The 23,313-nt window shown below is 51.2% G+C and carries 20 protein-coding genes; 15 read left to right on the top strand and 5 right to left on the bottom strand.

What is annotated here, in order from left to right:
* Position 1 precedes the first annotated feature (1 nt).
* From IE073_RS01275 to dprA, 7 genes are all read left to right on the top strand, one after another.
* Positions 2-1,495: a tryptophan 7-halogenase gene (locus IE073_RS01275; protein ID WP_189580270.1), complete on the top strand. Its 1,494-nt coding sequence runs from the start codon at positions 2-4 to the stop codon at positions 1,493-1,495.
* The gene (locus tag IE073_RS01270) at positions 1,488-3,002 is read left to right on the top strand and encodes a tryptophan halogenase family protein (RefSeq protein ID WP_189580265.1); all 1,515 of its coding nucleotides are present in this window, start codon (positions 1,488-1,490) and stop codon (positions 3,000-3,002) included. The genes IE073_RS01275 and IE073_RS01270 overlap by 8 nt, the downstream gene beginning before the upstream one ends.
* A complete protein-coding gene (locus IE073_RS01265; protein WP_189580261.1) occupies positions 3,003-4,520 on the top strand; it encodes a tryptophan halogenase family protein in 1,518 nt (505 codons plus the stop codon).
* A gap of 82 nt (positions 4,521-4,602) precedes the next feature.
* Complete coding sequence (locus IE073_RS01260) at positions 4,603-5,292, top strand: hypothetical protein (protein WP_189580260.1); 690 nt, start codon at positions 4,603-4,605, stop codon at positions 5,290-5,292.
* Positions 5,293-5,391: 99 nt separating this feature from the next.
* Positions 5,392-6,006, top strand: a complete 615-nt coding sequence (locus IE073_RS01255) for a carbohydrate binding domain-containing protein (RefSeq protein ID WP_189580256.1) — start codon at positions 5,392-5,394, stop codon at positions 6,004-6,006.
* A gap of 122 nt (positions 6,007-6,128) precedes the next feature.
* A complete protein-coding gene (gene plsY / locus IE073_RS01250; protein WP_189580253.1) occupies positions 6,129-6,731 on the top strand; it encodes a glycerol-3-phosphate 1-O-acyltransferase PlsY in 603 nt (200 codons plus the stop codon).
* A 9-nt stretch (positions 6,732-6,740) separates the two neighbouring features.
* The gene (gene dprA / locus IE073_RS01245) at positions 6,741-7,841 is read left to right on the top strand and encodes a DNA-processing protein DprA (protein WP_189580249.1); all 1,101 of its coding nucleotides are present in this window, start codon (positions 6,741-6,743) and stop codon (positions 7,839-7,841) included.
* Between the two features lie 32 nt (positions 7,842-7,873).
* On the opposite strand, the gene IE073_RS01240 is transcribed toward dprA, so the two are convergent.
* Positions 7,874-8,062 carry a hypothetical protein gene (locus IE073_RS01240; protein ID WP_189580246.1) on the bottom strand — a complete coding sequence of 63 codons (189 nt, stop codon included), beginning with the start codon at positions 8,060-8,062 and terminating at the stop codon, positions 7,874-7,876.
* Between the two features lie 181 nt (positions 8,063-8,243).
* Between IE073_RS01240 and topA the strand changes: the two genes are divergently transcribed.
* From topA to IE073_RS01220, 4 genes are all read left to right on the top strand, one after another.
* On the top strand, positions 8,244-10,886 hold the full coding sequence (topA, locus tag IE073_RS01235) for a type I DNA topoisomerase (RefSeq protein ID WP_189580242.1): 2,643 nt from the start codon (positions 8,244-8,246) through the stop codon (positions 10,884-10,886).
* A 31-nt stretch (positions 10,887-10,917) separates the two neighbouring features.
* Entirely contained in the window at positions 10,918-11,736 is an 819-nt protein-coding gene (locus tag IE073_RS01230) for an oxidoreductase (protein WP_189580239.1), read from the top strand.
* A 92-nt stretch (positions 11,737-11,828) separates the two neighbouring features.
* Entirely contained in the window at positions 11,829-14,063 is a 2,235-nt protein-coding gene (gene rnr, locus IE073_RS01225) for a ribonuclease R (RefSeq protein WP_189580236.1), read from the top strand.
* Positions 14,064-14,096: 33 nt separating this feature from the next.
* Positions 14,097-15,371, top strand: coding sequence for a M24 family metallopeptidase (locus tag IE073_RS01220; RefSeq protein ID WP_189580233.1), 1,275 nt, complete (start codon positions 14,097-14,099; stop codon positions 15,369-15,371).
* 12 nt (positions 15,372-15,383) lie between these two features.
* Here IE073_RS01220 and IE073_RS01215 read toward each other — a convergent pair whose 3' ends face one another.
* Positions 15,384-16,991, bottom strand: a complete 1,608-nt coding sequence (locus IE073_RS01215; RefSeq protein WP_233349704.1) for an AMP-binding protein — start codon at positions 16,989-16,991, stop codon at positions 15,384-15,386.
* A 53-nt stretch (positions 16,992-17,044) separates the two neighbouring features.
* The gene (locus IE073_RS01210) at positions 17,045-18,571 is read right to left on the bottom strand and encodes an AMP-binding protein (protein WP_189580227.1); all 1,527 of its coding nucleotides are present in this window, start codon (positions 18,569-18,571) and stop codon (positions 17,045-17,047) included.
* Between the two features lie 255 nt (positions 18,572-18,826).
* On the opposite strand from IE073_RS01210, the gene IE073_RS01205 reads away from it, so the two are divergent.
* From IE073_RS01205 to rpmG, 4 genes are all read left to right on the top strand, one after another.
* Complete coding sequence (locus tag IE073_RS01205) at positions 18,827-19,006, top strand: hypothetical protein (protein ID WP_189580223.1); 180 nt, start codon at positions 18,827-18,829, stop codon at positions 19,004-19,006.
* Positions 19,007-20,314: a twitch domain-containing radical SAM protein gene (locus IE073_RS01200; protein ID WP_308428336.1), complete on the top strand. Its 1,308-nt coding sequence runs from the start codon at positions 19,007-19,009 to the stop codon at positions 20,312-20,314.
* Between the two features lie 130 nt (positions 20,315-20,444).
* On the top strand, positions 20,445-21,203 hold the full coding sequence (locus tag IE073_RS01195; RefSeq protein ID WP_189580217.1) for an NUDIX hydrolase: 759 nt from the start codon (positions 20,445-20,447) through the stop codon (positions 21,201-21,203).
* 81 nt (positions 21,204-21,284) lie between these two features.
* Positions 21,285-21,452, top strand: coding sequence for a 50S ribosomal protein L33 (rpmG, locus tag IE073_RS01190; RefSeq protein ID WP_189580214.1), 168 nt, complete (start codon positions 21,285-21,287; stop codon positions 21,450-21,452).
* Between the two features lie 103 nt (positions 21,453-21,555).
* Here the strand turns inward: rpmG and IE073_RS01185 are convergent, their stop codons facing one another.
* On the bottom strand, positions 21,556-22,920 hold the full coding sequence (locus IE073_RS01185; RefSeq protein ID WP_189580211.1) for a PleD family two-component system response regulator: 1,365 nt from the start codon (positions 22,918-22,920) through the stop codon (positions 21,556-21,558).
* A 15-nt stretch (positions 22,921-22,935) separates the two neighbouring features.
* Positions 22,936-23,307, bottom strand: coding sequence for a response regulator (locus IE073_RS01180; RefSeq protein WP_189583663.1), 372 nt, complete (start codon positions 23,305-23,307; stop codon positions 22,936-22,938).
* Positions 23,308-23,313 lie beyond the last annotated feature (6 nt).

Raw genomic sequence — 23,313 nt, 5'->3', positions numbered from 1 at the left:
CATGGCACTGGAACCGCATAACCCAGCGCATGAGCTTCGGAAGATCGCCGTTTTTGGGAATGGTCTTGCGGGACAGATGTGCGTGGCGAAACTCGTCCAAGACCTGCCCCAAAATATCGAAGTCGTTTTTGTGGAGTCCCCGACACCCAGCGGCGAAGACATATTCTACGGCACAGTCACCTCTCCGAGTAGCTATGATTTCTTACTCAACATTGGAATTACAGAACCCGTCCTTCTCCCCCAAACCAACACCGCGTTCTCACTTGGAACTCGTTATGTTAACTGGGGTGCGGAGCGGAGAAATTGGACGCAGAGCTTTCATCGTCCCCTTCCCATTTTCAATGGCGTGCCCTTCCACCATTACCTAACCCGCCTGCGGAACGCATCGCCGGAAATGTCGGATCTTGATGCCCATATAATCTCCGTGCAGGCCGCCAATAAAGGCGTTTTCGCGCATCCACCAGAGGGACAAAAAACGCCTTTAGCAGATATGGAATACGGTTATCAGTTCATGCCGTCCGCCTGGCGTGATTTGCTTTCTGAGACACTCAAACAGACACGCGTTTCCCGTGTGAGCGCTGATGTCGTTTCAGTTGAACGAGACGGGAACCAGATTAAGTCAGTAACCCTAAGCGACGGCAAGCTCATCACCGCAGAGTTTTTCGTAGATTGCCTAGGCCCGACATCCAAACTGAAACACGCGGATGCGAAATATCCATCCAATCGCCACTTAATGGCCGTTTCCAGCGTCACGCCCTCAACCAACTTGGGCGATGTATGCAGAAGTCTGACAGCCAAACACTATGGCTGGAAATCGGAAACGCCTCTTCAGACTGGCTTGCACCGCCTTACAATTTATGAACCTGATTCAGAGCCGGCCGCATTGGCGGATCACGCGGGTTTCGATGGTCCACCGGTTAAAATGCCAATTGGTTTTGTCGACACACCTTGGGCAGGAAATTGTTTAACGCTTGGGCTTGGCGCCTCAGCCCTTGAGCCCCTCACTCCAGCCCCAATGATGCTTTTGCAACGCGATTTAGACCGCTTAGTGGAATTAATTCCCGTCTCGGCCGATATGAAAGTTGAAGCCCGAGAATATAATCGCCGATTCACAGATGATTACAGCCACGCCGCGCTGTTCCACGCGGCTTTTTTCACATCCCAACCATTAGAGGATTCGGCCTATCATCAGGCGGCCGCGGCACATCCATTGCCCGACAAACTGCTTGCTAAGATCGAACAATTCAAAACGCGCGGGGTGATGGTTCAATATGACTATGAGCCCTTCAGCCAAGAAGATTGGACCCAGTTACATATTGGGATGGGGCGCGTGCCTTCTCGATATGATCCGCTTGCGGATCGGGTGTCCGAGGGACAACTTAAAAACAAGCTCCAACAAATGTCGGGGGCGATAGATATGGTGACATCGAAAATGCCGCCCCATCATATATATATGTCTGGGCTTCTTCGATATCTGAAAGAAAAACATGGCTGAACCACAGCAGAAGAGATTGAAAAACATTGTGATTGTAGGGGGCGGCTCCGCAGGCTGGATGACGGCCGCGGCGCTCTCAACGATGCTTCCGAAAGGATCTGCGCGTGTTACATTGATTGAGTCAGACAAAATCGGGACCGTCGGCGTCGGCGAGGCCACCATTCCCGACATGTTAAATTTCAACGCAATGCTTGGGATCAATGAAGCGGAATTTTTGAAAGCCACCAATGGCACGTTTAAACTCGGTATTGAGTTCATTGACTGGGGTCAAAAAGGCGAGACCTATTTCCATCCTTTCGGAAGTCATGGCGTGGATATGCAGGGGATAGATTTTCACCAATATTGGCTGCACGCGAAAAAAAGTGGACAGCCCTTTCCTTTGGAGAATTACAGCATTTGCGGCGTCGCTGCCGCGCAAAATAAGTTCGCTTTGCCAGACCGCAATCCTCGGTCAGTCCTCTCGCACTTGCGTTACGCCTATCATATTGATGCGACGCTTTACGCGAAGTATCTCCGCAACTTTGCCGAAACCCGCGGCGTCACACGCTTTGAAGGCCTTGTAGAAACCGTCGCGCAGGACAATGAAACTGGCCACATTACGGGCTTAACGCTAGAAAATGGCGATGTTATTGAAGGAGACTTTTTCTTTGATTGCACAGGTTTCCGCGCCCTTTTAACAGAGAAAACGCTCGGTGTACCCTTCACAGATTGGAGCCATTGGCTGCCATGTGATACCGCCCAAACCGTCGCCAGCGAACGGGTCGGCGAGTTGCTACCTTACACTAAATCCACTGCAAAAACAGCGGGTTGGCAGTGGCGCATCCCAACGCAACATAGAACAGGCAATGGTCACATCTACTCTAGTCAATATATGAATGACGACGAGGCGGTTGATATCCTACTCGCGGGCTTGGACAGCCCAATGAAAGGTGAACCGCGTAAAATCAGGTTTAAAACAGGTCATCGAAAAACGCTTTGGAACAAAAATTGTATCGCGGTCGGCTTGTCTGCTGGATTCTTGGAGCCCTTGGAGTCGACTTCTCTTTATCTGATTCAGGTCGGAATTAGTCGGTTCATCTCGCTGTTCCCGACAGCAGATGTCTCAGATATCATTCGCGACGAGTATAATTTGCAAATGGAGACCGAGTTCAACCAAGTGCGGGACTTTCTGATCTTGCATTATGTCGCCACGGACCGCGACGACAGCCCATTTTGGAACTACTGCCGAAACATGAGCATTCCCGACAGCCTGCAGCGAAAAATTGATTTGTTCAAAGAGGCGGGTCGCGTCTTTCGCTATGATGGGGAGCTATTCTCTAAACCTAGCTGGATCGCGGTTGGAATAGGACAAAATCTCTATCCGAAGACGACCGATCCGATCGTCGCATCCTTACCTGCGGCGCAGGTCAACCACAGCTTAGATTCCATGCGCACTGCAATGGCCAAAACCGTTGCCCAAATGCCAACGCATGAAGACTTCCTCAAAAACTATGGCGCGGCCGTTTAAATGTCAGACCTAAAAATCAAAGATATCGTCATCGTGGGTGGCGGTACCGCAGGCTGGATGGTTGCGGCGGGTTTATCCAGACTCGTCAACGACAAAGACATCAACATTCGCCTGATTGAATCAGAGGCGATTGGTACCGTAGGTGTCGGCGAAGCCACGATTCCACATATCAATTATTACAATCGCCTACTTGGTTTAGACGAAAACGATTTTGTAAAAAAGACGAACGCTACCTTCAAGCTTGGCATTGAATTCGTTAACTGGGGCAAATTGGGGGAGAGCTATATTCACCCCTTTGGCGACTACGGCATTCCTATGGAAGGTCTCAGATTCCATCACTTCTGGCACAGATTTAAGCAAACAGACCCCCAAAGTTCCGTTGATGATTACTGCCTGCAAGTCTTGGCTGCAAAGGAAGGTAAATTCCAGCGCCCAGACATGTCGTATAAAAACTCCCCCCTAAAATCAATTACATACGCCTTTCAGTTTGACGCCTCCCTCTATGCGAAATTTATGCGAGAATTTTCTGAAGCGCGGGGTGTAACGCGCACCGAGGGCAAAATAACGGACGTTCAACAAGACCCTGAAACGGGCCATGTCAAAAGCGTGACGCTAGAAAATGGCGACATATATGCGGGCGATCTCTTCATCGACTGTTCGGGCTTCAGAGGGCTGTTGATTGAGCAAACGTTAAAGACTGGCTATGAAGATTGGAGCGCGATGCTGCCCTGCGACAGAGCCGTCGCGCGCGCCAGCCAGTCCACGGGCGCGCCCTCGCCCTACACACGCGCAACGGCCAAATCTGCAGGTTGGCAGTGGCGTATTCCTCTGCAATCACGCGTCGGCAACGGCCATGTCTACTGCTCCGAATATATGAGCGATGATGAAGCCTTAGAAAGCCTGAATGCCGACATCGACGGGCCACCGATTTCCGACCCAAATTTCTTGAGGTTTAAAACGGGAATTCGCAAAAAACCGTGGAACAAAAATGTCATCTCTTTAGGTCTAGCCGCTGGTTTTTTAGAGCCGCTCGAGTCGACTTCAATTCATCTGATACAGACGGCGGTTGCGCGTCTAATGGCAAGCTTTCCCGATAAAAATTTCGCGCAGTCCAACATCGATTATTACAATGAACGGACATTGTTGGAGTATGAGCAAGTCCGTGATTTCTTGATCCTGCATTATTACGCAACCGAGCGAGAGGACACACCATTTTGGCAATATTGCAAAAATATGGAAATCCCCGACACCCTAAAGGCACGGATCGCTCTGTATAAGGACAATGCGCGGCTCTATCGCCATGACAATGAAATATTCGGAGAAACCAGCTGGTTTGCAGTCATGCATGGACAAGGTATTTTACCCAAAACCTATCATCCGCTCGCAAACTCTCTTCCAGAAAATGAGTTAAAAGCCCGCATGGCGCAATTGAAACAAGTGACAGAAGCTTGCTTAGATCAAATGCCCACGCATCAGTCTTTCATTGACGAATTCTGCAAAGCTAACTTACAAAATTAGTGGGATTTAACAGGCTTTAATTTGGTGTCCTGAGAATTCTGTGTAAATTTGAAACCGACAAACGCGAAACAAGGTGCGCCTCATGAAATTTAAAACCCTAATTTTCATATCCCTTGGACTTATTTTTGCGGCAACGGTTCAGGCTCAAGAAGCAGACGTCATTGACGAAATTGTTGTGACGGGAAGCAAGCAAACTGATCCAGCCATGTCGGCTTGGTTGGCTGGCGATTATGAAACCGCCGAGATTGAATTTGACCGTAACGCCTTCTGCGCTTTGCGAGTGGAGCGGAATTTCAGATCTGGATTGGAAGACGCGCGTGAAAGTACCATTCGCTCGAATACCACAGCGGATGCGGTGTCGGTACCTAACCCTTCTGGCGGTCCCGGCGCTGGAGCAGGCATAACTGTTTCCACAGCCCCACCGACTGCACCAAGTGTTTCGCTGAATTCGACAGACTTCCAAAAGTCTGAGGCGAAAAACAGGCGCACCTGCGAAAACCGCGGATATCAAATGTATATGAAGGGTATGTCTCAGTTGAAGCTCGGAAAAATGGCCGAGGCGAAAGAGACTTTGTCTCGCGCAACGAAAATAAACCGAACGATTTTTGATGCCCACTTCAGGCTCAGCTTGATGGAATATCAAGAAGGCGACATCAAAAATGCGAACAAAGAATTTAATGCCCTCAAGAAGATTGCGACCAAATGCAAACGTTGCGAAGCCAAAGAGGAGATCGAAGCGCAGGTGAATTATTTAGAGAGCCTGCTGAAATAAACCTCCCCTGCACCGGCTGACAATGCAAAGATGATCTAAATTGACAGCGCTGTCGGATTTGTTTTAAGTTTTTAAAAAACGATTTGGGGAGATGTTTCGATGTTGAAGCGCACTTTTTTCACTCTGTCTGCTGCCGCACTGCTAGCTTTCGGAACCGCCACTGACGCACAGGCTCAAGACGAAATGGCGGAAGCCCTCGCTGCTCTGAACGCATCACTTCCAGGCACCCTTATCAATAACCCCTATGATATTGAGTGGAGAACAGATGGTGGAGACAAGAAAGACGCCATCGTTAAATCGGAAGGTGCCCCTGGCGGTATGGCATACCGCGTAACGGTGAAGAAAAAAAAGCCAAACCCGTGGGACACAGCAACACGCATTCCTATGACGACAGCCATCGACAAAGACGATGTAATTTTAATGTCCTTCTGGGCGCGCACCGCCAAAACTCCAAAAGGGAAAGATACGGGTGACATCAGTGTCGCTATTCAGAGAAATGTCGAACCTTATGACTCCGTTTTTGAAGAACGGATCGACCTAGGCACAGAGTGGAAACTGCACAGTGTGGCAGGCAAAGCCGCCCGCGATTTTTCCGTCGACAAAACTCAGATAAACTTCAACCTGGCGCGCGCCAAACAAACCATCGAATTTGGTCAGTTTTACGTCATGAATCTTGGCCCAGATGGCGACGCCAGCAAATACACGGGACAGTAACCCGATCGAGCGTACATGCGCTCATCTGCAATATCTAATTAACTCACAGTCTCACCTAATGTCACGCGAACTTCTGCGGGACATTGCTTTACAGCCTTGCTCTGCTGCGGCACCATGCCGTCATGACCGACCCAAATTTCATCTACTGGATTCTTACGCTTGTGATTGGGTACACGGCCGGATCCATTCCGTTTGGCCTACTTTTGGCCCGAGCTACGGGACAGGGAGATATCCGTAAGATCGGGTCAGGAAATATTGGCGCAACCAATGTATTGCGTACGGGTCGAAAAGACATTGCGGCACTAACCCTTATCTTGGACGCGGCAAAAGCCGGCCTTACAGGTTGGTTTGTACAAAACTGGCTTGGTGTGCCCTTTGGTTACGCCGCCGCCGCCGCCGCCTTGATAGGCCATTGCTACCCTATTTGGCTTGGGTTCAAAGGCGGGAAAGGTGTTGCGACCTTTTTCGGCGGCCTATTTGCCCTAGTTTGGCCTGTGGGCTTGGTTGCGGCTGGGGTCTGGCTCTTTACCGCGTTCATCTCCAAATACTCATCACTCGGCGCATTGATTGCCTGCGTTGTTTGCACGATCGTGGCCATCGTTTTTCTCCCGCAAGGTGCAGGTGTTATGGTCGGGGTCATGTCGGCTGTGATCATTTGGCGCCACCGTGAAAATATTGATCGACTGCGGCGCGGCGTAGAAACCAAGATTGGCCAGAAGGGCTAGGTCCCCGCGATGCCCCGCGAACTGAGTTTTACCGAACGTCGAGATTGGCTGCGCCTGATCCGCACGCAAAATGTTGGACCCGTTTCCTTTCGGGATTTAATCAATCGCTTTGGCGATGCCAGAACCGCGTTAGAGGAATTACCTTCACTCATCCGCAAAAAAGAAATCCGTCCGCCCAGTGCCCAACAGGTGGAAGCGGAAATGGACTATGCCGACAGAATGGGCGTGCGCCTGATATGTGCGATTGAGCCAGATTATCCCGCCTATCTTCGCGCGCTTGATCCCCCGCCTCCCGTTATATCGGTCTTAGGTCGTCTCGACCTGTTACATCGCCCTTGCGTGGCAATTATAGGCTCGCGAAATGCCTCGGCCATTGGTCAACGCTTTGCGGGGAACTTAGCAGCGGAGCTCGGACGCGCGGGATACACAATTGTTTCAGGCCTTGCACGCGGTATCGACTCTGCAGCCCATCATGGCGCTATTGAAACAGGCACAGTGGCTGTTTTGGGCGGCGGTGTGGATCACATATACCCACGAGAGAACGCCGACCTACACGCAAATATGACGCGCAATGGAGCGATCGTCAGCGAAAGCCCCCTCGGTTATCGCGCGACGGCTCGTGACTTCCCACGACGCAATCGGATCATCTCAGGGCTTTCACGAGGCGTTGTTGTGATTGAAGCAGCGGAGCGGTCGGGTACTCTCATCACCGCACGCTATGCATTAGAACAGAACCGCGAAGTCATGGCCGCGCCGGGCTCGCCACTCGACCCTCGCACAAAAGGCTGCAATCGACTTATTCGCGACGGCGCGCATCTGATTGAAAATGCGGGGGATGTCATATCGGTATTGGAAAGTTTGAGGTCATTGGGTCTACAAGAACCTAAATCCCATTATACGCCTGCACCGTTCGACGCTGCGCGTGCCGAAGCAGACATTAAGGCCGCCATCATCGTCGTGAGGCGCCTTTTATCTCCAACTCCAACGCCCAGAGATGATATTATTCGCGCCTCGGGCCTGCCACTACCAATCGTGACTGCTGCGCTTATGGAAATAGAACTCAATGGTGATGCCGCTGTCGAACCTGATGGCCGCCTTAGCCTATCGTGAGTTTTACCTATCTAAGGCAATAAAAATCGAGACTAGGGCACATATTTCGCGATGACGGCCGCAATATCCTCAGAGAGAGCTTCCATCCCACCAAACTTGGATATCGCCTGCAATTCCTCCAGCAAATCCATGACGTAGATAAGAGCATCGTCCGGTTTTATCTGACTAGTATCATGTCGGTCCGCGGCGTATGTTTCAGCTAACTCATTCTGAGTGGGCATAAATAATCCTCCCTATTCCCGCTTAAGTTGTAACCTCTAACATTTAATCAACGTATTGTAGGAAAAAAGGTTCCATTTTTTAGTCAACTTTTTGGTCACAAACGCCAGAGTTGCGGGTCGCTGTTGACTTTTTTTGGCCCCTCGCCCAAGGCCGCGCGACATTATTAAAATAGAGACTGCAATGAACCTCGTCATCGTCGAGTCCCCGGCCAAAGCCAAAACCATCGAAAAATATCTCGGGAAAGACTATAAGGTCCTCGCGAGTTTTGGTCACGTTCGTGACCTTCCGTCCAAAAACGGGTCCGTCGATCCCGAAAATAACTTCGCTATGAGCTGGAATGTCGATACGCAATCCAAGAAGCGGATCAAGGACATTGAAGTCGCGCTCGGCAATGCCGACAAGCTCATTCTCGCAACCGACCCGGATAGAGAGGGTGAAGCCATCTCGTGGCATCTCTTGGAAGTGCTCTCCAAGAAAAAGGCTTTCAAAGGCAAACCTGTCGAGCGCGTCGTCTTTAACGCGATCACAAAAAAATCTGTAACCGAAGCCATCGCCAATCCGCGTCAGCTCGATCAAGAACTTGTCGATGCCTATCTTGCGCGCCGCGCATTGGATTATCTCGTGGGCTTTACCCTGTCCCCTGTATTGTGGCGCAAGCTGCCAGGTGCGCGGTCCGCGGGACGTGTGCAATCTGTTGCGCTGAAACTGATCACAGAACGTGAAACAGAGATCGAACAATTCGACGCCCGTGAGTATTGGTCCGTCGAGGGCCTGATGAGCGCCAGCACAGGTAACTTCCCCGCCCGCCTGGTTACCTTGAACGGTGATAAGCTCGACAAATTCTCATTGAACAATGAAGAGCTAGCAACGAAAGCCAAAGCCGCCGTTGATGCTGCTTCGCTGTCGATAACCAATGTGGAGGCTCGCCCGCTGACGCGAAATCCTTCGGCGCCATTTATGACGTCAACTTTGCAACAGGAAGCGTCACGAAAACTTGGCTTCTCGGCCACACAAACCATGCAAACAGCGCAGCGCCTTTATGAGGGTGTTGACATCGGCGGCGAGACCACCGGCCTCATTACCTATATGCGTACTGATGGTATCTCGATGATCGGCGAAGCTATCAGCGATTGCCGCGCCACGATTAAGAACGAATATGGTGAAGACTATTTGCCAGGTCAGCATCGTGTTTACAAAACCAAAGCCAAAAACGCCCAAGAGGCTCATGAAGCCATTCGCCCGACTGGCTTTGATCGTACGCCAGATTCGCTAAATTTATCAGGCGACATGAAGAAGCTTTATGAGCTGATCTGGAAACGCGCCATGGCCTCTCAGATGGCCTCCGCTAAATTGGAACGCACCACTGTCACGATCGAAGATAACGCGAAAACGGTGGGCCTTCGCGCCACTGGCCAAGTCGTCCGCTTCGATGGCTTCCTGAAACTCTATGAAGAGACACAGGCCAAGAAAGACGAGAGTGACGAAAAAGACAATGATCTACCCGCTGTCGAATCTGGACAATCCGTCAAACAGTCCGACGTCAAAGCAGATCAGCATTTCACGCAGCCCCCGCCGCGATATTCAGAAGCGTCCCTGGTCAAACGCATGGAAGAACTCGGCATCGGTCGCCCGTCAACTTACGCATCCATCCTGAAAGTCTTGCAAGATCGCGGCTATGTGGAACTCGACAAACGTCGGTTCACACCATCGGATAAAGGCCGACTTCTTACAGCCTTCCTCGAGAATTTTTTCACCAAATATGTCCAGTATAATTACACAGCGGATATGGAAGAGCAGCTCGACAAGGTCTCAGCAGGAGAACTTGATTGGCTCACGCTTCTGAACGATTTCTGGAACGAATTTTCCGCCACAGTAGATGGCACTAAAGAATTACGCGTGACCCATGTTCTCGACGCGTTGAATATTGCTCTGAAATCTATTGTCTTCCCAGAGAAAGAAGATGGCACCCCAGCGCGTAAATGCCCAAAATGTGAAGACGGCGAACTCTCGCTGAAACTCGGTAAATTTGGCGCATTTGTGGGATGTTCAAACTATCCAGAATGTAAAATGACGCGTCCTTTCGGTAGCGACGCGCCCGATTCAACCGCCGAAGACAAAATCCTTGGTCAGCATCCTGAGACCGAAAAAGATATTGTCCTGAAGACAGGTCGCTTCGGTCCCTATGTGGAAATGGAAACCGAGAAGAAACCTAAGCGGACCAGCTTGCCCAAAACTTGGCCCTATGATGAAATGGATCTGGAGAAAGGTCTCAAGCTCATCAACCTGCCCCGTAAGATTGGCAGCCATCCCGAAGACGGAAACCAAATCATTACAGCTTTGGGGCGGTTCGGGCCTTACATCAAACATAACACGACCTATGTGAGCCTCAAAGAAACCGACGAAATGTTCACGCTTGGCATGAACGAAGCCGTCTCTCGCATTGCGGACAAACGTGCAAACCCCGGTCGAGGACGCGGCGGTAAAGTCTTGAAAGAGCTAGGTAATTACCCAGAGACTGAGACACCCATCTCAATCATGGAGGGCAAATATGGCGCCTATGTGAAATATGAAAAAGTCAACGCGACCATTCCGAAAGGGCAGGATCCCCAAGAGGTGACAGTTGAAATGGCTGTCCAATATATCACAGAAAAAGAAGCTAAATCCCCAAAGAAAAAACCTGCAAAGAAGAAGGCGCCCGCTAAGAAAAAACCGGCGGCGAAAAAGAAACCTGCGGCCAAAAAGAAGCCTGCTGCAAAAAAGCCTGCCGCGAAAAAGACAGCGGTGAAAAAACCCGCTGCCAAAAAGGCGGCTCCAAAGGCTTAGCTACCGTACCGCTTAACGAAAGAGACCCGCCATGACCAAAATTGTTCTGATCACTGGCGCGTCGTCCGGCATGGGAAAGTATACAGCAAAAACGCTGATCAACGAAGGCTATGTCGTCTACGGCGCGGCGCGGCGTGTTGAGAACATGCAAGATCTCGTCCAAATGGGTGGTCACGTCATCGGCATGGATATCACCGATGAAGTCCAAATCGAAGCCGCCGTGGCCCGCATTCTCTCAGAGCAAGGTAAAATCGACGTGCTCGTAAACAATGCTGGCTACGCGATTTATGGCGCGGTTGAGCAAGTCTCCATCGCCGACGCGCGCTGTCAATTTGACGTCAATCTTTTCGGACTAGCGAGTCTGACACAGAAACTCTTGCCGCACATGCGAGAGCAAGGCGGCGGCCATATCATCAATATCACCTCCATCGGCGGCAAGGTCTACACACCACTCGGCGCGTGGTACCACGCGACGAAACATGCCCTCGAAGGCTGGAGCGATTGCTTGCGCGTCGAAACAGCAAAATTCGGGATCAAGGTCACAATCATTGAACCTGGCGCGATCCAAACAGAATTCAGCGATGTCATGGCCGGGCCCATGGTCGAGCTCTCAAAAGGCGGGCCGTATGAGGCGCTGTCCGTCGCCATCGAGAGTGGCAACAAAAAATATTATACAGGCGCGCCCAGCAATTCCCCACAAGTCATCGCAGACGTCGTCCTAAAATCCATCAAAAGCAAGAAGCCCAAGACGCGCTACGCCGCAGGAAAAATGGCCAGAACCACACTCTTCATGCGCCGCTGGATGAGCGACAAGGCCTTCGATAAGGCGCTGATGAGTATGTTGAAATAGGGCCATCGCACCCGCTAAACATTGGATATGCCAATGCTCTGCAACTAATCCGCCACCTTGACGTTTGCTTTCTAGAAGCCGAAGGCCGCAAGATGAAACTTACCCGCCATAATATCCTTGACGAAATCAAAGCTCGCCCTGATTTTTACGACAATAAAAAACTCGCCCGCGCCCTCGGCGTCAAAGGGGATGATCGCCGCGAACTCCGCCAACTTTTGCGTAAAATGGAAGAAGACGGCGTAATCAAAAAATCGGATCGAAAGACATATCGGGAAACCGACGCCCTGCCCGGCGTCATGGTTATCAAAGCCACACGTTTGGATGACGGGGACCTGATGGGTGAACCCGAAAACTGGAAAGGCGATGGTAACCCGCCGCAACTTCTGATTTTTGACACGGCCAATCGTGATAAGAAGCGCAAAACCCGCGACACGCGCGACACGTTGAAAATCGGCGACCGCGCGCTGTGTCGCATCAAAGTGCGCGACAATGGCGATGCCGTCGCCACCGTTATGAAAAAACTTGGTTCGGGACCGACCGCCAACCTCGGCGTACTTTATAAAGGCGGGCGGGGATGGCGAATCCAACCTGTGTCGAAAAAAGCCCGTCACGATTACAAACCTGCCAAAGTCCCCGAAGGCGCGGAAGACCAAGATTTGGTCTGGTTCCAAAGCTCCCGCCGAAATGAAGGCGACTTGCGTATCGCCAACATCACGGAAATCATTGGATCGGCGAAAGGTGGCAAAGCGGCCTCCCTCATAAGTCTGCACGAAAACGATATTCGCGTGGAGTTCCCAGACGCCGTAATAGAAGAGGCCAAAGCCCTTAAACTGCCAAAGATTGAAGGCCCGCGCGAAGATTTGCGTGATCTACCGCTCATCACCATCGACCCCGTTGATGCCAAGGATTTCGATGATGCGATTTTTGCGCATCCGGATAAGTCTGATGACAATAAAGGAGGTTGGGTCTGCTGGGTTGCGATTGCCGATGTGGCCGCTTTTGTCACGCCAGGCTCGGAGCTCGATAAGGAAGCGCGCGAGCGCGGCAACTCCGTTTATTTGCCTGACGTTGTCGTTCCGATGCTGCCACACGAATTGTCGTCCGACCTCTGCTCTCTACGACCAAATGAAGACCGCGCCTGTATGGCTGTTCGCATGGTGTTCGACAAAACTGGGGTGAAGCGCAAGCACACGTTCAAACGTGGCATGATGCGCAGTCACGCACGTCTGACGTATGGACAAGCCCAAGAAGCTTTTGATGGGAATGCCGGCGAAGCCGCTGAACCCGTGCTAGACATTCTGCAAGATATCTACGCCGCCTATGGCACATTGTTCAAAGGCCGCGAAGCCCGCGCCCCACTCGCGATCGAGCTGCCTGAGCGCCGCGTCCATATCAATGAAGCAGGCGAAGTGACAGGTATCACAGTTAGAGACCGTTTCGACGCGCACAAGCTAATCGAAGAGTTTATGGTGCAGGCCAATGTTTGCGCCGCCGAAAGTTTGGCGGAAAAGAAGACGCCGGCCGTTGTACGGTTCCATGACGTGCCATCGGGCGAAAAGCTCAAAGGCTTGGTCGACTTCCTCCCTGCGCTGGACATGAGCTTTAGCATGGGCGAACGCACAACGACGTCTCGCCTCAATAAACTTCTCGCGCAAGCGGATAAAAAAGACCTGTCCGAAACCGTGGGCATGGCCGTGTTACGCAGCCAATCTCAAGCCGTTTATAGTACAGATAAGAGTGGTCATTTTGGCCTCAACCTGACGGACTACACACATTTCACGTCGCCCATCCGCCGTTACGCCGATTTGATTGTTCATCGCGCTTTGATCGATACCTTCAATCTCGGCAACGACGGTATGGACAAAGAAAGCGCCTCCCGCTTGCAAGAAATTGCCGAGCATATTTCTGCGACAGAACGCAAAGCCATGGTAGCCGAACGCGATGCCAAAGACCGCTATATCGCCGCCTATTTGGCCGACCGCGTCGGCGCAACATTTGGCGCGCGGATTACAGGTGTTACAAATTTTGGCCTCTTTATCACGCTCGATGAAACAGGCGCAGATGGTTTGATCGTCGCACGCGGATTAGGCCATGAGTTTTTTCAATTTGATGAGAAAACCCGCTCTTTGGTGGGCACAGAAAGCGGAAACACTTACCGCTTTGGTCGTGCCGTTCAGGTCGAACTCGAAGAGGCCACGCCTGTGACGGGTGGGTTGATGTTCAAAATGATCAGCAAACCCGAAAAAGGAAAACCACCGAAACGCAATCACCGCAGTGCCAGCGGACACAAATCCCGCGGCGCAAAACATAAACGCAAGCGGCGGTAAGTTAAGCGACGGTAAATTGAGGATTGAGGTAAGATGATAAAAGTCTCGAAACGCGAAATGCTGATCGGCGCAGGCGCTTTAGGGCTCTCGTCTTTGGTCGGCTGTCAAAATCCACCTGCTAACACGCTGACACCCCCCTCCCTCACCTCTTTAACGACGAATGCCCAGCCCATCAGTGTCGCGGAACGCAAGTCCCGCATAGCCAAGGCTCAAAGCCTTATGCGTGAACGGGGCATAGGCGCGTTAATTCTCGAGGCGGGATCATCACTCGTTTATTTCACAGGTATTCGCTGGTGGCGGTCTGAGCGCTTCACGGGCGCGGTTTTGCTTGCCGATGGCGGACCGGACGCTTTTGCGATCATCACACCCTTCTTTGAAGAACCCTCCATTCGCGAAAGCCTGACACTTGGGGATGATGTGCGCACGTGGCATGAGGATGAATCGCCGTTTAAATCGGTCGTGGATTATCTGCGCGAAAACAATGCGCTCAGCAAACCCATTGCCGTTGAAGAGACGGTTCGTAATTTCATATCGACAGGTTTAAAGGCCGAAAATGCTGGCGTCGACCTCGTCTCTGGACAGCCCATAACGCGCGGGTGTCGCATGTTTAAATCGCCCGCCGAACTCGCGTTGATGCAAGCGGCCAATGACGTGACGATGGCCGCTTATCGTCATATCTATCCGCAGGTCGAAGTCGGCATGACGCGCCACAACATTTCAAAAATGATGAGCGATGCGACACGCGCACTGGGAGCTACCGTCCAGTTTTCCATGTGCCTTGTCGGACCCTCCAGCTCCTTCCCGCATGGCAGTGATATCGAATACACCGTCAAGGAAGGCGAGGTGATTTTGATGGATTGCGGCGCGAGCGTGCATGATTATGAGAGCGATATCTCGCGTACTTGGGTCATGGGCGAAGCCAATGCGCAGCAACGCAAGGTCTGGAACACAGTGAAACGCGGGCAAGAATTGGCACTTGAAACGGCGACGCTCGGCACACCCGCTGGTCGCGTCGATGATGTTGTGCGCACCTATTACACCGCCGAAGGTTTCGGCCCTGATTACGCCGCGCCGGGCCTCACGCATCGTTTGGGTCACGGCATTGGGATGGACGGACATGAACCCGTAAATTTTGTGCGGGGCGAAACAACGCTACTAGCCGCTGGCATGTGTTTTTCGAATGAACCTGGTATCTATTTGCCCGGTGAATTTGGCGTTCGCCTAGAGGACTGCCTCTATATGAGCGAGAGAGGTCCAGTCCTGTTCTCGCCACTGTCCAAATCTATTGATGATCCATTTGGGGTTTAACGGCCAGCCTAGTTACGCCTTCACCCCTAGAGCTTCTTTCGCGACCAATGTCACAGAGAGATAATCTAGCTTGCCTGTGCCCAATACAGGCACTGTCTCTACCGAAAGAATTTTTTTCGGGACGGCGATTTCTGGCACACCATGAGTTTTGGCCCAGGTCAGCAGATCATGTCGCTTTGGGTTGGGATGATCAGTGACCAATATAATTTGTTCACCCCGTCGTGGATCAGGCACAATGGCTGCGGCATGCATATTATCAGGCCACAGGGCGGACGCACAATTTTCGACAACAGTAAGCGACACCATCTCGCCGCCGATTTTTGCGAAGCGCTTTAGCCGTCCGCGAATTATATAATAGCCTTCATCATCAACAGACACCACATCACCCGTATCATGCCAACCGTCGACCAAAGGCGTGACTTGGCCCGGGTTATCCGGCGAAATATAGCCTTTCATAATATTTGGACCGCGCACCCAAAGACGACCCGCGTCTTCCAAACCTTCGACAGGTTCTAGCCGCGTCTCAATTCCTGGCAGCATTTTCCCGATGGTCCCAGAGCGAATATCGCCCGTCTGATTAGCCGCCAAAACGGGCGCACATTCCGTAACACCGTAACCTTCGAGGACCTCAAACGAGAAGCGTTGCTCCGCCGTTTTGCGCGTTTCATCGCGGACCCGCTCAGCCCCGCAAACCGCAATGCGCAAGGAGTTTAAGCCACCATCGGCACTCGCGCGCATATATTGCTGGAGGAACGTATCGGTCGCAAACAAGACGGTGGATTTGGTTTTGAAAATACGTTTGGCGATCGTTTTTGTCTGCAAAGGCGACGGATGCAAAACAACGGGATGCCCACTAAAAATTGGCCAAAGCGTCCCTGCGGTCAGGCCATAACAATGAAAGGTCGGCAGGGGGTTGAAGAATATATCTGTCGGTTCGAGGTCAATATGCTCTTCGATTTGTTCACAATTTGCGAGAATATTCGAATGGTTTAGAACCACACCTTTCGGGTTCCCTTCCGTACCAGATGTGAAAAGGATGACGCCTGTTTCGTCATGGCTCGCGTTTCCGATGAATAAGCGTGGAAAAATTGGACCCATGACAGCGCGGATTTTACCCCTGGTGCCGATGTCTTCTTTTAAATCTTCGAGATAGAGAACGGTCACGACGTCTGAGAGTTCATCGATCAAGGCGGACAGACCCGCAATGTCAATAAATTTGCGCGCGGTGACGACGGTTTTCAATGGAGCTGTCGCAACGGCCGCTTTTAGATTTTTTATGCCCGCAGAGAAATTGAGCATCGCTGGGGTACGCCCCGCCGCATGTACCGCCAGCAAAGCAATAACCGCACCCGCACCCGTTGGTAGGAAAATGCCGATATTGCTATCGTCTTCCGTCGCCTGCTCCAATGGCGAGGACAATCCAAAAATAGCTTGGCGCAATTCGCCATAGGTAAAGACGCGACCGTCCCCGTCCGTGAGAATTTTCGTTTTCGCACCATGCGCTTTGCAGGCATCTAGGAAGGCTTCCAGCAGGTTACGACGAATACGGCGCTGCCCCCGTTTGGAGAGCTCTTCGGCTTTGTAATTTTGCGGCTCCAAGACAGGCTCCATTGAGGTCATTTATGCACGTGCAGTTTTCATTGTCGTGGCAAAAACCACCGATGTCAAAGCTATTAGATTTGACGTCCAAACCCTTCCCAATAAGGGGCGCGCAGTCGTTGTTTGAAGATTTTCCCACTATCTTCGCGCGGTAACGCGTCGTGAATATCCATGTGTTGTGGAATTTTAAACTTAGCCATTCGCGGCCCAAGAAAATCCTGAATGGCCTCCAATGTCACGACATGACCTGGGCGACATTGCACAGCGGCGACGACCCTCTCTCCAAATTCAGGATGGGGCGCGCCAAATACTGCGCAGTCAAAGACCTCGGGCATTTCAATCAAAGCGGCCTCAATTTCAGCAGGGAAAATATTCGCGCCGCCAGAAATGATCATGTCCTTCTTGCGGTCGCTGATATATAAATAACCGTCTTCGTCTAGATAGCCGATATCGCCAACGGTTGCGTGTTTGCCGTAACGTTGCCCTTTCAAATCACCTTCCGAATTCGAATAGGTGAAGTCGCCGAATTGCGGCAGATCAACAAAGATCGACCCAGCTTCGCCCACAGGGAGTTCGACACCATCATCATCAAGGATTTTGATTGAACCACCTTCTAGGATTTTCCCCACGGAACCAGGTTTCTGCTGCGCTTCTTGAGATGATATCAAGGTAATGAAACCAATTTCACTGGCTCCATATGACTCGTAAAATATCGGGCCAAACCACTCAATCATCGCCTTTTTCACATCTCGCGGCCAGGCTGAGCCTGTCGAAATACCAAAGCGAAGCGTTGACGTGTCATACTTCCGGCGAACGTCTTCGGGTAGCTTCAACAGTCGCACCATCATTGTCGGCACAATATAGCAATGGGTGATGCCAAAGCGTTCCACATCGGCAAGAAAGCCTTCCGCGTCAAACTTCGGGGCGATGTAAATTTCGGCGAATCCGACAGCAATTGTGAAGTTAGACAACGCATTTGGGGCGCTATGATAAAGCGGTGCCGCCGTGTAAAATCGATCCCCTGGCGCAAGTTTTAACAACATTACCGCCAGCGCTTTATAGGTCTCATATGTATCAGGACGGCTAAGATCGACGTCGCGGCGTATGCCTTTCGGTCGGCCTGTACTCCCCGATGTGTAAGCCAAGAGGCTTCGAAAACGCAGCGGCGGAGTTGTAATCGGCGATGCAGCTTCCATCAATGCGATCAAATCTCCTTGTCCCTTAGGTAAGAATTTTTCGGGCGTAGATGATGTCAGGGCAGCAGGTGTTTTCAGGCTGAGCACCGGAACAGTGACGCCAACTTCAGGGGTCAGCTTCTCCGTCAAATCTGAATGCCCAACCACCAGCTTCGCCTCTGAGTCCTCAAGAATAAGTTGAATTTCGCGGGCAGAACTATGCCAGTTTAAAGTCACATAATACGCGCCAACATAACGGCAAGCTTCGATGATTTCCAAATATGTCAGGTCATTATACATGAGCACAGCAACCGCATCGTCTTCGCCGACGCCGTAGTTTTGCAAGACGGTCGCAAAACATTTCGCACGATGCTCGAATGTGTCGCGCTCCGTTTTCACACCGTCAAAGTATAACGCACTGGTCATCACAATCTCCCCAATTACTCTAAACACTGTTCGAGAATTCAAAGGACGTCAATCAAACGCTGGCTTTGATATAAAGGCGCTTCAGTAGTAGCGGGGCTAGGCACGCAGTTTAGAGACGCCACCTCAATAAAGATTCACTGAACTCAGTCCTAACCAAAGCCGAACGGGGCATATAAGAATTTGTTGAATTTCAAGCCTTGGCCTTACATCGCATTTGCCTATGTTCATCTTGTTTTCAGCAAAAGGTAACCGCTCATGTCTGACCGTTTCGAACGCCATCGCCAAGCTTGGACACAAGAAGAGATCCAAAAACTTCACCGATTGGCGGAAAAAGGTATGGGACTAAAAGCGATTGCCAAAGCCCTAACGCGGTCCGAAGAGTCTACAAAAACGCGTGCCAAAGCAGATAAGCTGAAGATCGCGAAACTGCGGTGATTGTTACGCAGATCAAAAAAACAGTCGAGGTCAAGACTTAGGATTCAAAGATTGACAGATGCCTCAAAAATTTGCGCCCGACTCTGGCGGGGACTTTCCATCTCCCGAGAAGGTGGCGTTAGCCCGTGTTGTACCTACGTGGGGAAGGTGACGACCCTCACAAATGATGATGGGCAGGATTTACTTTCATCAGCGCCTTTTACCGAACTTCGGGAAAAGTCCCTTCAAGGTAAGTCCATAGCGGGTTGTCGAAAGTGTTACCAAAAGGAGACTGCAGGCGGGCGCAGCATGCGAATGATCTACAATGACGCCTTCGCACTCGAGACCCATACCCAGCCTGCGGACACGCTCATCGATGCATCTTCCGATGTTCGATTGCGCAGCTTAACAATCACTGTCGGCAATCTGTGCAATCTCCAATGCCGCATGTGTAATCCCTTTTCGAGCAGTCGCATTGCCGCCGATCCTATACATAGTGGCTGGTTTGGCCATCGAAGCGACAGAGATGAAAGTAAAGACATCGAAAGTGCTTATGCCGAGATCATCGAATCCTGTTCCTCGATCACTCATTTGCAAATTTCGGGTGGTGAGCCGCTAATCATACCCAAAATCCACAAAATCCTTCAATCGCTTATTGATAGCGGAAGAGCGCAAAATGTAGTCTTGATGATGCCTACAAATTGCACGGGGGTTGGTGACCCTGTTTTGGCAAGACTTTCGAAGTTTAAAGAAGTGCATCTTCGGATGAGCCTAGACGGACATGGCCCTGCGAATGAATACATCCGTTACCCAAGTAAATGGTCTGAAATTGTCGACACGATTATACGCTTCAAAGGACTTCCCCATGCAAAGCTATCCATAGGGTTCACGCTGAGTGCCTTAAATGTGTTTGAGGTCGTCAGGACAGCTCAATTCGGTGACGCAATGGGCATACCATTCACATTCGGCGTGGTGCATACGCCCTCTCGACTGTCTCCAAATATTCTCCCACAGGCCACTCTAGAGCAAGCCGCCGTAGAAATTGATGATGCTGTGGACAGCTTGACGCTCAATCCCTCAAAGCGCGAACTCCGCGCAATTTCGCGTCTACTCCGATCATTTGCGCGGCAGGACCGTGAGGAAAATGAGGAACTTTGGACAAAATTCGTGCAATTTACTAACGACCTAGACCGCAGTAGAGGCCAGTCCATCGAAGCGTCACTTCCTGATTTAGTAACGTCCCTAAGAGTCGAAAAAGGGCCGTGGCAGCGTAACATATTTCACATCTTGCCCAAGGACCGCGCAACACCCGTCTCAAAAGCCTCTTAAGATAAATTACATGGACAGCGGTCCTCTGAGGGCGAACTACAGAAGCATTCATTTTGCGGGTACCACCCCGTGTATTGAAGCGACAAACTCTCACCTTGCCCCGAGAATAGAGACGGTCCATCACACACTAATGTCTGATCCAATCAAAGATTCTGGTCCCGTCCTCGTAGGAAAAATGAAGATCACCGATGGGGAGCGTGCCAAACGCAAAGAGTTGGACCGAGCCCCCCGCCCGCGTGTGGCCTCGACTCTGGTGCTGACCTGCGGATCTAGGAAAAATCTAAAAATATTGATGGGGCAACGCTCCAAACGGCATGATTTCATGCCTAGCGTCTATGTCTTCCCAGGCGGGCGTGTTGACCGCGCCGACAGCTTTGCGCCTTTTGCCGGCGATCTCTCGGCACGGACAGAACGCATCCTTGAAGCGGCATACCCGCCGCGTCGTGCTCGGGCGGTCGCATTGGCAAGCGTTCGTGAAACTTGGGAGGAAACAGGTTTGATGTTGGGCGCAAAGGCCAAGACAAACCGAAATATCAACAATGAAAGCTATGATGACTTCCGTGCAGCGGGGCTGCTCCCTGATCTTTCGGGGGTTGAAGTATTTGGCCGCGCGGTCACCCCGCCGCATCGCCACAAGAGATTCGATGCGTGGTTTTTTGTTAAACATCTCGGTGAGCGCCATCCGCCGCGCATTAAGGACAGTTCTGAGCTGTTGAACGTCGGTTGGTTCACATTTGAAGAAATTGAGGCGTTGGAGACGCAAAGGGCAACAGACATGATGCTAGGCGTGCTTAAACGTTATTTGAAGGCAGATCGACCGCCCGAAACGATCTTCTATTCGCGTGCAATCCGCGGTGAGTTCAAGATGCTGCAATTCCCTGAAGAGTGATTACCGAGATTGTGTTGACACCCGCGCCGTGAGAGCCTATCCGCGCGCAACTGATTTACCTGCAATATAGGGACTCCCGTCATGGCGAAGCCTACCACAATTAAAATCCGCCTGAACTCAACAGCAGGCACTGGTTACTTTTACGTCACCAAAAAGAACGCCCGTACGATGACCGAAAAAATGGTCAAGAAAAAGTACGACCCCGTCGCGCGCAAGCACGTCGACTTTAAAGAAGGTAAGATCAAGTAAGATCGCCCTCTAGGACTAAATAGAGAAAGCCGCTCTGAAAGGAGCGGCTTTTTTGTTTTTGGGAATATGTTCGCAATCCCTTCTCAGGAATCACCGAGTAGGGTTAAGCGGCGGCTTTGCGAATTTCTGCGGAGATGGCCTTATTCCGACCTGACTGCTTGGCTTTATATAAAGCATCATCGGCGCGTTTGAAGACATCGCGCAAGTTTTCACCTGCCTCAACTTCGGCCACCCCAACGCTGGTCGTGACTTGTAAAGCTTCACCATCGACGAAGACCGGTGTTCCAGCAATCAAGCTGCGCACACGATCTGCCGCGACAAGCGCTTCGCTCGCGCGTGTCTCTGGCATAGCGATCATGAATTCCTCACCGCCGTAACGCGCGACAATGTCCACGGCGCGCATATTTGTCACAAGTCGAGCTGCGATTTCTTTTAAAACTTGGTCGCCCATGTCGTGGCCTAGGATGTCATTCACCCGTTTGAAGTGATCAATATCGAAAACCATAATAGAGAAAGGCGTCAATCCCGTTTCAAGCGCATCAAAAAGCGGTTCAATCGTGCGGTCGAAATATCGACGATTTCCTAATCCTGTCAGCGGATCAGCGACAACCATCTCTAGGTTTTCGTTAAAATTTTCTCTCAAGGAGTCGGAATAAAACTTTCGCCGTAGCAAAGTCTGCACACGCGCTTTCAGCTCCTGTATCTCCACGGGACGCATGATCGTATCATTGATACCGATGTCATAGGCCCGAATGAACCGTGTTTCATCATCAGGGTCACCAATGACGAGTATTGGTACATCCCGGCTTTCTTCGTTAAACTTCATGGAGGCGCAGACACGCAGCCCGTCAAAACTTTCGCTGACTAAACTCACGATCACCGCATCAATGCCTGATTTGGCGATTCTGATTGCGTTCAGCGGATCCTTTTCAACGATGACTTGATGACGCTCACTTAAGGGCTTTGAGATTTTTCGCGCGTGAAGCTCGTGGTCTTCCACCAATAAGATGCGCCCACGTTGCTTCTCTATCGTGTCGAGCAAGCTGCGCGAATTGGCTAACGTGTGACCAGTATGGCTAAGCAATTGATCAGTGACCATCTTCAGGCGCAAAAGCGAACGGACGCGCGCCATCATGTTGAAATCGTCAATGGGCTTCGTCACAAAATCATCCGCGCCGGCTTCCAGCCCGCGAATTCGATCTTTTGTTTCTTCCAACGCCGTGACCATGATGACGGGTACATGCCAGGTATCGGGATTGTTTTTTATGCGCTTACAGGCTTCGAAGCCATCCATGCCTGGCATCATTGCATCCATAAGGATGAGGTCGAGGCGCTCGTTCTGTGCGACCTCTAACGCCTCATACCCGCTTCGCGCGGTGAGGACATCGTAATATTCGGCTTGTAGTTTGACCTGCAGCAAGTTCACATTTGGTGCAAGGTCATCAACGACAAGGATACGCGCAGACATGGCGGACTCCTAAGGCTAAGCGACTTCTGCGAATTTCCGGATTTTCGCCAGGAACGACGAAACTGTGATTGGCTTAGCGATATAGTCTTCGCAGCCGCCATCTCGAATACGCTTTTCATCGCCCTTCATGGCGAATGCGGTCACAGCAATTACGGGAATGGATGCTAAACTCGGGTCGTCTTTGATCCATTTTGTGACTTCCAGACCTGAAACCTCAGGGAGTTGGATATCCATTAATATGAGGTCGGGCTTGAAATTACGGGCGATTGCAATGGCTTTAAGTCCCTCGCGTGTTTGGCGCGTTTCATATCCATGCGCTTCAAGAAGATCGGCGAACAACTTCATGTTCAGCTCATTATCTTCGACGATGAGAACTTTCTTAGGCATTTTTTT

The organism is Litorimonas cladophorae (genome assembly GCF_014652455.1).
Taxonomy (GTDB): domain Bacteria; phylum Pseudomonadota; class Alphaproteobacteria; order Caulobacterales; family Maricaulaceae; genus Litorimonas; species Litorimonas cladophorae.
The sequence above is the reverse complement of the archived record's forward strand: the minus strand, read 5'-3'. Positions and strand labels throughout refer to the sequence as shown.

Excerpts from the sequence above, each read along its gene's own strand:
- IE073_RS01180 (WP_189583663.1), bottom strand. The coding sequence starts at position 23,307 with ATGCCTAAGAAAGTTCTCATCGTCGAAGATAATGAGCTGAACATGAAG.
- IE073_RS01270 (WP_189580265.1), top strand. The coding sequence starts at position 1,488 with ATGGCTGAACCACAGCAGAAGAGATTGAAAAACATTGTGATTGTAGGG.
- dprA (WP_189580249.1), top strand. The coding sequence starts at position 6,741 with ATGCCCCGCGAACTGAGTTTTACCGAACGTCGAGATTGGCTGCGCCTG.
- rnr (WP_189580236.1), top strand. The coding sequence starts at position 11,829 with ATGAAACTTACCCGCCATAATATCCTTGACGAAATCAAAGCTCGCCCT.
- IE073_RS01210 (WP_189580227.1), bottom strand. The coding sequence starts at position 18,571 with ATGACCAGTGCGTTATACTTTGACGGTGTGAAAACGGAGCGCGACACA.
- IE073_RS01185 (WP_189580211.1), bottom strand. The coding sequence starts at position 22,920 with ATGTCTGCGCGTATCCTTGTCGTTGATGACCTTGCACCAAATGTGAAC.
- IE073_RS01260 (WP_189580260.1), top strand. The coding sequence starts at position 4,603 with ATGAAATTTAAAACCCTAATTTTCATATCCCTTGGACTTATTTTTGCG.
- rpmG (WP_189580214.1), top strand. The coding sequence starts at position 21,285 with ATGGCGAAGCCTACCACAATTAAAATCCGCCTGAACTCAACAGCAGGC.
- topA (WP_189580242.1), top strand. The coding sequence starts at position 8,244 with ATGAACCTCGTCATCGTCGAGTCCCCGGCCAAAGCCAAAACCATCGAA.
- IE073_RS01255 (WP_189580256.1), top strand. The coding sequence starts at position 5,392 with ATGTTGAAGCGCACTTTTTTCACTCTGTCTGCTGCCGCACTGCTAGCT.
- plsY (WP_189580253.1), top strand. The coding sequence starts at position 6,129 with ATGACCGACCCAAATTTCATCTACTGGATTCTTACGCTTGTGATTGGG.
- IE073_RS01230 (WP_189580239.1), top strand. The coding sequence starts at position 10,918 with ATGACCAAAATTGTTCTGATCACTGGCGCGTCGTCCGGCATGGGAAAG.
- IE073_RS01220 (WP_189580233.1), top strand. The coding sequence starts at position 14,097 with ATGATAAAAGTCTCGAAACGCGAAATGCTGATCGGCGCAGGCGCTTTA.
- IE073_RS01215 (WP_233349704.1), bottom strand. The coding sequence starts at position 16,991 with ATGACCTCAATGGAGCCTGTCTTGGAGCCGCAAAATTACAAAGCCGAA.
- IE073_RS01275 (WP_189580270.1), top strand. The coding sequence starts at position 2 with ATGGCACTGGAACCGCATAACCCAGCGCATGAGCTTCGGAAGATCGCC.
- IE073_RS01195 (WP_189580217.1), top strand. The coding sequence starts at position 20,445 with ATGTCTGATCCAATCAAAGATTCTGGTCCCGTCCTCGTAGGAAAAATG.
- IE073_RS01265 (WP_189580261.1), top strand. The coding sequence starts at position 3,003 with ATGTCAGACCTAAAAATCAAAGATATCGTCATCGTGGGTGGCGGTACC.
- IE073_RS01205 (WP_189580223.1), top strand. The coding sequence starts at position 18,827 with ATGTCTGACCGTTTCGAACGCCATCGCCAAGCTTGGACACAAGAAGAG.
- IE073_RS01240 (WP_189580246.1), bottom strand. The coding sequence starts at position 8,062 with ATGCCCACTCAGAATGAGTTAGCTGAAACATACGCCGCGGACCGACAT.